This is a genomic window from Natronorubrum bangense (assembly GCF_004799645.1).
Taxonomy (GTDB): Archaea; Halobacteriota; Halobacteria; order Halobacteriales; family Natrialbaceae; genus Natronorubrum; species Natronorubrum bangense.
In genome coordinates, this window is record NZ_CP031308.1 from 119,165 (window position 1) to 130,831 (window position 11,667).

An 11,667-nucleotide genomic window follows, 5' to 3' on the forward strand; every position below is an offset into this window, starting at 1 on the left:
ATTCAACAGACATCACTTGATAGGCGCACGGTTCTCGGAAGCATACTCGTCGGGATCACTACTGGACTTGCTGGTTGTTCTGCGTTGAGTCATTCTGATGACGACCCATCGACAGACTCCGGTGGAGACATTCTCCAGAGCGTCGCGGTCGAAGGGGTCGAACTCGTGGTTGAACTCGAACGGGATGCAGTTGACCAACTGAACCTCATCGATCCCTCTGGCGAGTTGTTTGCCCACCAAATGATTGAATCGGGGGTGTCTCGAACAATGCTCGAGATCGGGACGGACTATCCTGTTGGCGAATACGAACTTATCGGGCTTGCAGACGAGGAAACCGTTGAGACGACGTCAGTTACGCTCGAACCGGATCTCGAGTTAACAGAACTCCGGTTGGCCAGGGATTACCCTGAGGAGATGTACGAAGGTGCGAGAGACTCCAGTACGGAAGCAGAGGCGATACTTACTGTGACGAATCGGGGAACTGGGCCGACCGCAGCTACCGCGCTTCGGTTCGAAGGTGATGTCCCCTTCCCGTCACATGAGAGCTACGATGAGGCGGGTGAGAGTGGGATCCACGATCCGGAGAGCGACTTTGGAGCGGATGCAGAGTCAATAGCTCTTCCTGCAGGTGAAACAGTACTGATCTACAGCAACACACTCCCCTTTTCGCCAGCGAGCACACGGTCGAAGTGTGACTCGATCGGACGGGATGGACAGTTCACCGTCCGCCTCTCTACAAGCCATGCTACAGATCACTCCCTTGACTACGTTATCCACTATCTCGGTACCGGTCCTGATGATTGTGAGATCGAAATTGAGGGGCCATTGTAATGTCGTGGTCACTCTCGGATATCGGGATCAAGTGGTTCGAAGATGCAGTTGACAAACTCATCGAATGGTTTCAGGAGGGATTGGCAGATGGATATGATGCCGTCACGGCACAGGTTTTTGGCACGCCAACACCGGAGACGGATGGTGCATTCGTGTTCGGTCAGCCGTCGAACACACCGTGGGAAGAGATCCACGGCAATCTTGTTGCGGGGGAGATCATGCTCGTCTCCCTGTTGTTGCTCGTGATGTGTGTCCAGGGCAGACATACGATCCGAATCTTCAATATCGGCAGTGCGTACGAGACGCGAAAGGCAAAGCGCAGTGCCTGGACAGGTGCGTTCCTGATCGTAACGTGGTACTGGGTCGCTGTGTTAGCGCTCTATCTCGTCGACGGCTTCACCATTGCCCTTATTCCAGACATTTCGACAGTGACTGCCACAATGATTGAATTGCTCCGCTTAACCGTTTCAAACCCAGCGCTTGCTCTCTTCCTCACTGGAGTTGGAGCTATTGCCATGTGGATCTTGCAGGCACTGTTTTTCCTTCGCGAAATTCTGTTGTACATCTTGATCTATGCGATGCCAATCGGTATCGCATTGGCCTATGGGAATCTTCCCGTCGTCTCTCACATCGCCCGCACGGTCTGTATGAAGTTCGTGCCGCTTGCGATCATGCCGCTTCCGGTGGCACTGCTGTTCAAGGGATATGAACTGCTGTTCAGCGAGGGAACTGACTCGGCGTTGATTCCAGATAGTTCGTTCCTGAGCTACCTCATCGCGGTTACGCTGCCACTCCTTTCGATCCTCATCGTCTGGAAGCTGTTCAAGTACGCCAGTCCGATGACGACGAAGATCATCGGAGCGACGACCAAGGGCGCAGTAACAGCTGGCGCAGCCGTTGGGGCCGGTGTTGTTGCAGGCCCTGCTGCAGCAGCCACGACTGCGGCGTGGGGACCGAAAGCGGCCGCTGGCTATACGGCTGCGTCGAAGATGCGCCAAGGCGGTGGCTCATCCCAACAGTCTGGAAACTCGAGCGGCAGCGGAGGACGAACAGACCACGATAACGTTGCGACAGATGCGTACGGCCAGGAAGGCGTCCCGGCGTACCGTCGCACCGAGAACGATCCGGGGTATTACTGAATGACACGAGATCACGATGCAGCTGGCCGTCGAATCATGGACGAACTGGGTGAAGAGAGTCGCATACCGATCTTGAATATCGAGGAGGGGGACGTCTACGTACTCCTTGGCTTCCCGATCGCTGGCCTCCTCTTTGGTGGCCTCACGGGACTCGATGGTGCGATCTTACCGTTCGTCTTACTCGGTGTCGTCCTTGGTGGGTCGATCGTCTACGCGTCACCCAACCATCTCCCGGCGTCGACGTGGCTGGGAGACGTCTACCGCCACTACTGCAAGCGCCCTCGATTTACGTACAGTACGGAGGCCACGGCCGAGTCCACCGAAGCGAGTACCGAAGGCGGGCTCGTGAGCTATACGCCGTTCAAACCGGACGAGCGAACACAGGATCTCACGAACATCAGGCGAGCGTGGCCTGGTGCCGGAGCAATCGAGCGCTCCGATGGTGCGATGGAGGCCTACCTCGAGATCGATCCCGGGAACATGGACTTCGCGATGTCCGGTGACTGGGCGCAGATCCAGCAACTCGGCGAGGAGTTCGCGAATAAGGAACTCGACTTCACGCTCAAATTCCACGCCACAACGCGATCGTTCCCAGTCGAGAAGCTGATCGAGCGAATCGATGGGCGGCTTACCGACAGTGACGTCAAGCAAAACCCGATCTTCAAAGAGTTACTCGAGGAGTATCGCGAGCAACGTCCACGAGACCTCGAGGGAACCCAACAAGTTCGGTATTTCATCGGCGTCGAAGTCGACCCCTTCGAGGTCTACGACCGGTATCAGGACGAACAATCCCCTGCAGAGAAGCTCACCGCGTTTCCGGTGGTCGGTTTCCTGTTCAACCCGTTCGTGACCCGTCGCAACGACATGACCGATGCGGAGATCCGGGCAGCCATGTTCGAGAAACTCGAGAACCGTTGTCATGGTCTCCAGACGGAGTTCATCCAGAAGGCAGCAGGGTGGTCGGCTCATCGGCTGACGACGGTCGAACTGTTCGTCCTTTCGATGGACTTCTGGAACGGCGAGGAACACGAGTATGGAGATGGAGCCGATGCGATCCGTGATCGTCCGGTCGTCGATCATCAACGGAGGATCGATCAATGATCGAGGCACTCCCTGATCCAGGGACACAGGCTGGGCTTTCCCTCTATATCGGTGCAACGGCATTGCTCACGCTTCTCGCGAAGGTGGGGTGGGATCGTTGGCGAGCCGAGGACGTCGAAGAAGTCGAACTCGCAGATCTCCTCGAGGAGACGACCGTGGAAGACGGCCTCGAGGAAGGGCAGATCCTCGACGACATCGCCGAACATCACCAACACGTCGTCGCGCCGGCGGCGATCGAGTGGGATACACGTACTGCTCGAGTCGGTGACCAATGGACGTCCACACTCTACATCGCTGACTACCCGGATTACCCGAAAGACGGCTATCTGACCGAACTCTTCGAGCTCACGGACGTCGAGTTCGATCTGACGGTCCATATCACCCCAAAGAGCCAGCAGCAAGCTCGAGACGAGCTCCAGCGAGTGGCTGACGACCTCCAGGCCGATGCTGACCTCGAGAGTACTGTTCGCGGGAGCTATCTTCAGGAGCGGGCTAATGAGGCGCTCTCGACGTACAAGAGCGTCGAGAACGGGAGTCGGGTGTTCAAGCAAGGCATGTTCATCACGGTTCGAGCGGAGTCACGTGACGAGCTTCGTGATGCCGTCCGGACGGTTCGTAGCCGGCTTCGTGAACAACCCGCTGGACTCTCGCCGAAGACGGCCATCTGCAAGCAAGATCTCGCCATCCAGGCTGCAGCTCCGATCGGTCCCAATCCGTTCGGTCGGGAGGCAACAGCACTCGGTGGTGCGGTCGGTGCACTTCTCGCGTCGCCACATAACGCCACGATCCTCGAGGACGGCGGCGTCGAGTTTGGCGTTCACTGGAAGAACCAGAGCCCGGTCGTGATCGACCCGTTCGCTCGAGAGAACGGCTATGCGATGTTCACGATCGGCGACCCTGGTTCTGGCAAATCGTTCGGCTCGAAACAGAACTTCATCCGCTCGATCGAGCAAAGCGAGGACCGTATTGGGATCATCCTCGAGCCACTCAATAACTGGGCTGGCGTCGCCGAAGCCCTCGGTGGCGAACGAATCACGATCGGCGGGGATATGGGACTGAACCCACTCGAGATCAAGCCCACTCCCGAACGTGTGCAACGGGCGATGGGCAAGGATGCCAGCCCGTACCGTGAAAAGCTCGATAGCGTGATGAGCTTCCTCTCGAACTACTTCGCGCTCCGGGGAATCACACTCGGTGACCGCCGGACGACGTTGGAAACCGCGATCGAGCGTGCATATTCACGCAATGGAATCACCGATGATATCGCGACTCATCACAACGAGAGCCCGACGATGCGGGATGTCCTCGATATCCTCGAGGAGATGGTCGAGACGCCGACAGAGTACGTCGTACGGACGGACGAGGAAGCGACGAAGATTGAGGAAGACGCGACGTGGCTCATCGATCAGCTCCGCCCGTTCGCGGAAGACGGCCGGTACGAAAATCTGGGTCGAGAGACAGAGTTCGACATCCGCGACGAGAAGGTGATCTATCTCGACCTCGCCCAGCAAGAGGGCAGTCTCGGTGGGAGCACAAGTCTCATCATGCAGTTGCTGATTTCGCTGGTCTATGAGCGCGCGAAAGAGACGGACAAAGAGGTCGTCTTCGTCATCGACGAGGCTCGGTACATCATGCAGGACGCGGCGAGTCTCGAGTACCTCGAGATCGTCTTCCGACATCATCGTCACCACAACCTCTCGATCCGACTCGTGACCCAGACCGTCGACGAGTTCTTCCAGCATCCAGAGTCCGAGGCGATCATCGACCAGTGTGCGATCAAGCAGTTCCACCACCTCGACGGCATGGACCGCGAGTGGGCCAACGAGTTCGGCCTCAACTCGGCACAGATGCGCTTCGTCCAGGAAGCCGTTCCCGGAAACGACCGGACGGGCTATTCGGAGGCGCTCGTCGGCGTCGACGGAGAGTGGCGGGGAATCGAAGTTCGAGCGATGGAAGATGAGACAGCTGTGATCGACTTCGATCCGAAAGCCCAGTCACAGGCTGAATTGCCAGGCCGTTCAGCAGACACACCTACAGAGCCATCTATGAATACTGATTCAGCAACCTCACGCCAAGTCTCAACTCCGCCACAGACTGATGGTGGTCAGCACGGAGGTGAGTCGGATCATGAGTAACAACGAGTATCTGAAGATCACGCCGACGTCGGGATCACTCCGCCGGGCGGATATTCCAGCCACCCTTGAGAGCCTTCATAAGCTGTCGAACCCAGCGGCAGAGAGTTTCTGGAGCCGGGTGAGTCCGAGAGTGGACACAGCTCCACCGACGTTCGAATTCCTTGCCGTTTCTGCAGGTCCTGATGCACCAGTAGAGTTCTACTATGGGGTCAACCAAGGGGAACACCTCAACACGCTTGAAAAGCGCCTCCGGTCGATTTACCCGACCACGTTCACTGTGGCACGAACAGAACTCAACCTTGAGCTGATGCTCGGGTTGCAGACGGAAGTTTCGAACGAAGATACCTCCGAACAAGCGATGCAAGACACTTTGGACGGTGAACGTTCGGCTGATCTGGACGAGTCCAACCCGGAAGGGACCGATGAAAAGAACGTAGACGATGAATGCATAGAGCACACACCGTTTGGTGTCGAATGGCTTGGCAAAGTCGGGCGAAAAACAGACTGGATGACGACGATCACGCCGTTTGTAATCGACGAGCCCGATGAGGAGTACGATTCGGATCAGCCACCGCTTTCTGCCGTTGTCGAAGTTCTCCACGAGATGACGGCACCGACCGTCTATCAGATTCTCTGGCAACGCAAACCTGACTGGCGGGATGATGCTGAAATCCGTCAATCAAATCTAAAAGAGGGGCGCGATACCTGGTCAGAAGAACTCATTGGCTCGTGGTTTGAGCCTGTAGATGCTGATCCTGCCGATCGAGAACTGTCTCGGGAGACAGAAGATCTAATTCAGCGAATCGACAGCAAACACCCGCGGCGAACGTTCACCGTCAATGCACGGGCAGTTGCGATGGCTCGACCGGATGAGACCGAGATTCGGGCGGAACTCGACCAGTTGAAGGCTTCGTTGGATCCGCTTGACGGCCCGTTCTACGAACTCTTCGGTCGGCGTGTTCGAGAGAAAGGATTCCTCGATCGGCAGAAAGCTAAACGAGCGCAGCGCCATCTCGACCGAGTTCTCAACGGAGAGATGATCACTGGTAGCGGGAAGAAGCGGCCAGACTTCGTGTTCAATGCGGACGAACTCGCGAATGTGGTTGTTGTCCCGAGCGCCGACAATTTGACTGTTGAGGGCTCTCGAGGGGCGCGTTCAGAACAGCGCAGTCGCAGTCCCTTGCCACGACCGAATCCCGATTTGATGGCACAGTTCCGTGAGGGGATGGCGATCGGATATGCACTTGATAAAAATAAGATCATCCAACCAGATTCAATACGGATTCCGCCAAATCTCTTAACTAGACACTACGGCAGGTTTGCATCAACTGGGGCCGGAAAGTCGAAGGCCATCATCAACGATGCGCTGTCTCTCAGAGAAACGACAGGTGGACCAGTTATTATCGTCGATCCGAAAGGCGACGGGATGTGTGCGAACTATCTTCGTTGTCACTACGAACGGTTCAGCGGATTGGACAATACCTATCAATTCTACGTTCCGGACACCCTCCCTGCTTTCTCTTTCTTCGATATCCGTTCGACACTTGAAGCGGGGTGGAGGCGCGAGGATGCGATCCAAGACAAGGTCGATCACTTCCACGACATCATGCGGATGGTTATGGGTCGCAAACAGTACGAACAGGCGTTCGTCGCCAACGAAATCCTCAGCTACCTCATCAAGGCGCTCTTCGACGAAGAATACGGTAACGACGCCTTCGGCCTCGATGATCTCTTTGCGGCTGCACTTCAGATGCAACGCGAGCGGACAATTCCTCCTGTCGCTGCCGAGAACCAAAATGTCGAGGAGTCGCTTACGCGCCACTTCGAGAAAGATGACCGTCAATTCCAGGTGTCGATGGATGCTGTCGGGAACCGCCTCGATAAACTCAGAGAAGACGCGCACCTGCGACGTATCTTCAGTCACGTTCCGCAACAGGGCGATGACGGCGAATACGTCGACAATCGATTCGACTTCCGCGAGTTCCTCGACGAAGATGTCACGATCTTGTTCGACTTGGGTGATCTCCGTCCGGAGGCTCAGCGAGCAATTACACTCCTCCTGTTGAGTAACCTCTGGGACGCGGTTCGGGTGCGGCGACGTGATGGGAAGACAGACTACGAGAATCTCACCAACCTCATCATCGAGGAAGCAGCTCCCGTCGCCTCGACGAAACTCGTTTCCGAGCAGTTGCTTCCCCAAGGTCGGTCGTTCGGCCTGAGCATGGGACTGGTGATGCAGTTCCCCGGACAGGTCAGGAATCGAAGCGAGCGTGCCTACGACGAGGTCCTCAACAACATCAAAACGAAGCTTATCGGGAACATCTCCATCGAACGCGACCTCGCCGAGTCACTGGCCCACGAAGACCTGAGCCCGACTGATCTCCGAAATAGGGTCAACACGCTCCCCAGCGGAGAGTGGATCGCGCAACTCCCGAGCCCGTCATTCGGGGAGACGGGTCCAGCCCCGTTCTCGGTGAAGCCGCTCCCGATAGCATCCGGCCATCCAGAGAGCGACAAGCCGCTCTCTGTCGAACAGGAGGACCACTTCGAGACCGTGGCCCTCCCTCGGTTGTCAGAGCGAACACAGAGCCAGTACGGACTTGCTGAGGCCTCAGCCGAATCGGAGGCAGCCGATAATGAAGGATGGGGAAGTAGACCAAACGGTGCACGGTCGACATCCGCAGAATCGGCTAGCCCTGTGGACTCGACGCAGTCGTCGTTCATCGGACAGGCAACCAGTGGTTTAGCAGCTGACGAAGAGGGACAAAAAGAAGCGGGCACCACCAACTTACTGTTTGGAGATCCCGAGTCAACTGCGTCAGAAGAGCCAGCCGCTGAAGCGGAGGAGACAACTGTCGATGAGAACGAATCGTCGCCATTACAGTCGCCAGTACAGGCTGGTGGTGTAACCGTCCCAGATGACGTGCTTCGACAGCGCGGGCTCACTCACGACGACGTCCGATTCCTGACTCGCATCCTCGACGTGATGAATGGTGACGACCCGGACCACACACTCTTGGATTCGATGAGTGCGTTCAAGAACGACTTTGATGACCTGGACGTGCAACGGCTTGTCGATCAAGACCTGCTGGAGGAAGAACGAGCATGCGGTCGGAAGTACTACACCGTTCTCCCAGCAGGGCGTGAACTGCTCGGCCAGAAGCTCAAGGTCGGCCCTGGTCAGGGGGATATCGGTGAGAAGACGCCGCACAAGGTCGGTGTGAAGCTGCTCGAACTGTGGTTAGAAGCCCGCGACGATGTCGAGAAGGTCGAACCATACTACGAGTACGATGAGGAGACGGTGTTCGACGTTGCCGGTCTCGATACTGACGGAGAACTCGTGTGGGTCGGTGAAGCCGAACTCGCGAGTAACAACAAACACGCGCCGGTCGACGACTACGACAAGCAGAGTCGGGTAGACGCAAACGTTGTCTGGGCGTTCAACAGACGCGAGACCGCCGTCGAGGTATTAGACCATCTCGCAGAGGCCGATCGGATAGAATGCAGTGTGAGTGGCCGTGCAGCCCGATCGTTCTCCGACATTCGAGAGGCCGTTGAATCGTTCGACGCAACTGGGCTGACGACGATTCGGAGCTTCAACAAACTCGATCAGGAGTTCAACACATGACGTGGCGCCAGGCGACTCGCGAAGAGATCTACAGGTACTACACCGAGGAGTTCCCCTCGTACCGTGACGAACTCCCGTCGTTTATTACAGCGAAGGGGCCGAAACAGTACGCGATTGCGTTTCGAGACCCCCACCCGGTCCGGAAAGACGGAGTCCCAGACAAGGACTTTATCCGACGAGATACGTGGCAGACGAACGTCTCAAATGAGCGGATCACGGCGACGTTCCACGACTTCGATGATGTCCTCGAGTTCATCCGCCACCCAGCACGAAATGATCCACTCGGTGGGAGTGACTTCGCGCTCGCAGATCCCGACTTGCTCGACAAACCAGACCCGTGTCCTGATGCGGTCTACTACGCCCTCGATCACTGGGAACGGCCCTGGGTACTCCTCGTCGATATCGACGCGAAAACGATAGCTCGAGAGCGAGCAACGCAAGCAGTATCAGACGAGGATGTTTCGAGGGATAGCGAGAAACTGCTGGATGTCGCGGGGATTCTTGAAGCAGACCCAGCAGGCTACCCGTATTCCTTCGAGGATATCGAGCGGGCCATCGAGTACGGCTTCGAGGTTCGAGAGATCTTCGAGGACGACTTCAACGCCGAGAAGACACTGGTGGTATACAGCGGCCAGGGCGTTCACGTCTATCTCCTCGATACTGACCCCGCTCATCGGTACGATGCCAAGAGTCGAGAAGTGCTGAACGACCTTCTACAAGACACCTACGAGATTCCCATCGATCCAGTGGTTACCGCCGACCGTCGTCGAGTCGCCCGGCTCCCCTACTCGTTGCACGCTGACGTCTGCAGTATCGTCACGCCCATCGAGAGCCCGAACTTCGACGTTCGGTCTGCAACACCGGAGGTGCTCCAGGAATGAGCCGGTCGACCCCTGTCGAGGACGAGCATACCGCCTATCGCGTTGCGACGCTCCCGCTCGAATACGGCACGACACGCATCAACCAGCTGTTCACGCGGGGCTACAATCGCTACATCGTCGACGGCGAAGACCAACCAGCAGATCTGCTGAACGACCTCGAGCGGTTCGGAACGGCGGCGTTCAAAGAAAACATCAGGACAAATGCTGCGGAGGAACCGCTCGTCGACGAACCGGGAACACTCGCCGTCCTCGCGACGTTGAGCGCGATCTGCGTCAAGGCACACCCGAAGTTCGAACACGCTCCGCCGCGAAAGGTGCAGCTCCTCTACGATATTCGAGAGTTGTACGTCAATAATCTCGCTTCCCTCCTTCGAGAATTCGGTGATGGGAGTCTCCAACAGGATATCGCAGAGGTACTGTACGCGAAAGATCCCGGAAAGGACGGTCCGCACCCCGGCCGCGTTTGTACAGGGATCAAGGAGATGCCCGAGTTCGGTGAGGGGTTGTACCTCGAAATCCCGATGGCTGCGGCGTCGAGGAATTGCCTTGTTCACGCCGACAAAGAGATAGGAGAGGCTGGGGAACTGCTCACTCGCATCAAGAACAATCGGCTCTATGTTCCGGTCGGCGATTTCGATACGAAGTATCGCGAGTACGCCAGACGCGCGTTCAAAAAGCTCCTGCGAGTCCAAGAAGAGAACCTCTCGGAAGACCAGCTCACGTGGCTGACGACAAATGAATCGGCCATCACAGAGCGTATCGACCGCTTCATCGAGACAGGACACCACGAACGAATCTGGCGAGACTGGGACCCCGGTGAGCGAACTATCCGTGTGCTACGGGACGCGATTCGAGACGCTCCAGACGAAGTCACCACACTGGGAGAGTTCCACTCGGCGAAGGAGCTGTTTGAAGCAGTGGAAGCGTACGATCCGGAAGCGAACTGGAAGCGGGACGTATGTAATCGCATCTCGAGTCCTCGAAGTCTTGGGAATCTCCTTGCATCCCAGCGCGACCACCGGAGCCTCACTATCCGACAGCACGGAAATACGAACCACTATCGGATTCAGGAGTCTTCGCGAGGCGTCCAACCCCTCACCGTCGAGTCAATCGAAGACTTGTTTGAACTCCCCTGTATGGCGAACATGGCTGAACGACTCCACGAGAAGAAACCTGTCCGGAAGGATTTGTACAACTTCGCCCGGATGGTGATGTGGCTGCCACAGTACCAGGAGAGCGACCTCGAGACGATTGTCGCGGATCTCAAGAGCGTCTTCTCGCGGTGGCCCTGGTACGACGAACAGGTTACTGACTACCAGATTCGCTATGAGTTCTCGAACACGATCGGTGGCGACACCCCGCTTCCGATGAACTGCGACAACGACGATATGCAGCGATACTGTATCGGGCAGGAGCAGTGCCCATACTCCATCTGGGGAAGTCTCCCATTCCCAGACGAGATGTACGACCAACTGGATGAGGTAGGATCTACGGGAGAGGAGTTCTAGCTCGGCTGGAAACCACTTTTGGTGGTATTGTATTCCTGTACGAGCGAGAGGCGTGGCGGCAGGCTGTCCATCGTGCAGGACACTATTCGAATTTCTCCTTCATTTCCTCCTCGAGGTCGTCGTGCCACTGCTTCCCGACGACGGTTTTAAGCGTTGATTCCTTCCAGAGTTCGTAGAGTTGTTGGTGATTCTTAATTTTGTGTTCCAGCAAGAGGTACTCTGCCGTTCGTTCACTGACGCCAGTAAACTCGGTCAAGTCTTGCTCAAACTCGACCGGATGAGTTTCCATCCAGTCTACCGCGTACCCGACCGCTTCCTCGACTGTGTCCATTTCACGCTTCAGCACACGCTCTTCTTTCTTGCTCTGCTGCGGGTTATGCTCGCCTGCCGGCGGGAGAATACCACGAACCTCGTAAGTTCGCGGCTGGTCACCACCGCGCGTGG

At 56.8% G+C, this 11,667-nt stretch carries 8 protein-coding genes; 7 read left to right on the forward strand and 1 reads right to left on the reverse strand.

The features are described from left to right. Window positions 1-84: 84 nt before the first annotated feature. From DV706_RS20765 to DV706_RS20795, 7 genes are all read left to right on the forward strand, one after another. The gene (locus DV706_RS20765; protein WP_006065917.1) at window positions 85-831 is read left to right on the forward strand and encodes a hypothetical protein; all 747 of its coding nucleotides are present in this window, start codon (window positions 85-87) and stop codon (window positions 829-831) included. After that, on the forward strand, window positions 831-1,970 hold the full coding sequence (locus DV706_RS20770) for a hypothetical protein (protein ID WP_006065918.1): 1,140 nt from the start codon (window positions 831-833) through the stop codon (window positions 1,968-1,970). The genes DV706_RS20765 and DV706_RS20770 overlap by 1 nt, the downstream gene beginning before the upstream one ends. Beyond that, window positions 1,971-3,071 carry a hypothetical protein gene (locus tag DV706_RS20775; RefSeq protein ID WP_006065919.1) on the forward strand — a complete coding sequence of 367 codons (1,101 nt, stop codon included), beginning with the start codon at window positions 1,971-1,973 and terminating at the stop codon, window positions 3,069-3,071. Beyond that, entirely contained in the window at window positions 3,068-5,206 is a 2,139-nt protein-coding gene (locus DV706_RS20780; protein WP_006065920.1) for a VirB4 family type IV secretion system protein, read from the forward strand. Before DV706_RS20775 ends, DV706_RS20780 begins: the two co-directional genes overlap by 4 nt. Before the next feature lie 130 nt (window positions 5,207-5,336). After that, on the forward strand, window positions 5,337-8,834 hold the full coding sequence (locus tag DV706_RS20785; protein WP_006065921.1) for an ATP-binding protein: 3,498 nt from the start codon (window positions 5,337-5,339) through the stop codon (window positions 8,832-8,834). Then, on the forward strand, window positions 8,831-9,715 hold the full coding sequence (locus tag DV706_RS20790) for a bifunctional DNA primase/polymerase (RefSeq protein ID WP_006065922.1): 885 nt from the start codon (window positions 8,831-8,833) through the stop codon (window positions 9,713-9,715). The genes DV706_RS20785 and DV706_RS20790 overlap by 4 nt, the downstream gene beginning before the upstream one ends. Then, on the forward strand, window positions 9,712-11,223 hold the full coding sequence (locus DV706_RS20795) for a primase-associated protein (protein WP_006065923.1): 1,512 nt from the start codon (window positions 9,712-9,714) through the stop codon (window positions 11,221-11,223). Before DV706_RS20790 ends, DV706_RS20795 begins: the two co-directional genes overlap by 4 nt. An 82-nt stretch (window positions 11,224-11,305) precedes the next feature. Here the strand turns inward: DV706_RS20795 and DV706_RS22195 are convergent, their stop codons facing one another. After that, a complete protein-coding gene (locus DV706_RS22195; protein WP_006065924.1) occupies window positions 11,306-11,554 on the reverse strand; it encodes a hypothetical protein in 249 nt (82 codons plus the stop codon). Window positions 11,555-11,667: the final 113 nt, after the last annotated feature.